We start from the raw sequence: 1,175 nt of genomic DNA, 5'->3' as shown, positions 1-1,175 counted from the left end.
GACTGGCCTTTGGTCCATCTGGACGATGGTTTCCGGGGCCGGTGGGCGGTAGCCCAGAGCACTGTGTGGTCGTTTGGTGTTGTAGTGTTTCCTCCATTGTTCGATCAGGATTTGTGCTTCACGCAGGCTGTAGAAGATTTCGCCGTTCAGGAACTCATCCCGGAACCGGGCGTTGAAGCTTTCGCAGTATCCATTTTCCCATGGTGACCCTGGTTCGATGTAAGCTGTCTTGGCTCCAACCGCTTTGATCCAGTTCTGCACGGCCTGGGCAACAAACTCCGGGCCATTGTCTGAGCGAATGAATGACGGGATGCCGCGCAGGATGAACAGATCACTCAAGACGTCGATGACATTGCCTGAGTCGAGTTTGCGATCCACGCGGATCGCTAGACACTCTCGGCTGTATTCGTCGATGATGTTCAGCGTGCGGAACGCCTTTCCGTCATCCGTGCGGCAATAGACAAAGTCATAGCTCCAAACATGATCGCGACGTTCAGGTCGCAATCGAACGCATGAACCGTCATTCAGCCAAAGCCGTCCTTTCTTTGGTTGTTTCATTGGCACTTTCAGCCCCTCTCGCCGCCACAGCCTTTCGATCCGTTTGTCGTTAACCTGCCACCCAGCATCTCTCAGCAACGCAGCGATCCGACGATAGCCGTATCGACCATATTGCCGGGTCAGCTCGATCATATCCGCCACCAGTCGCTCTTCGTCGGGGCGGCCGACAGGTGCTTTGCGTTGTGTGGATCGGTGTTGCCGCAAGACGCGACAGGCTCGCCTCTCTGAGACGTTCAACTCGTTGCGAACACGATCAATACAAGCACGGCGACGAGCGGGGCTCAGAAGTTTCCCTTTGCGGCCTCCGCTAAGATTAGTTTGTCCAAAGTCAGATCCGATACCGCCTTTCTCAGCCGTTCGTTCTCCTTTTGAAGACGCTTCAGTTCCTTCAATTGATCTGTGCCCATTCCACCGTACTTCTTCTTCCAGCGATAGAATGTCTGTTCCGTAACACCAATCTGCCGGATCGCATCAAGACGCGGCATTCCTTGCCCCGTCAGAACCTCAACTTGCCGTAACTTCGTGACAATCTCCTCTGGCTTCGGTCGTTTGTTTGCCATGTGTTTCCTCCGTTTTCCTAAACATAGCGGAGGACCACTTCAGTGGGGGAAGACCAG

Annotated in this window: 1 protein-coding gene; it reads right to left on the bottom strand. The window is 54.3% G+C overall.

Going from position 1 to position 1,175, the window contains the following annotated elements:
• Positions 1–1,118, bottom strand: a protein-coding gene (locus tag ACR0IV_RS21730) for an IS3 family transposase (protein WP_480734443.1) whose coding sequence is annotated in 2 segments (ribosomal slippage) — positions 1–854 and positions 854–1,118 — 1,119 coding nt annotated over the 2 segments. Because the reading frame shifts where the segments join, the coding sequence is not laid out codon by codon here. This gene is flagged as partial in the annotation.
• Positions 1,119–1,175 lie beyond the last annotated feature (57 nt).

The sequence above is a fragment of the Ruegeria sp. C2 genome, from assembly GCF_056537765.1.
Note: the sequence above shows the minus strand (reverse complement) of the source record. Positions and strands in the feature narration are given on the sequence as shown.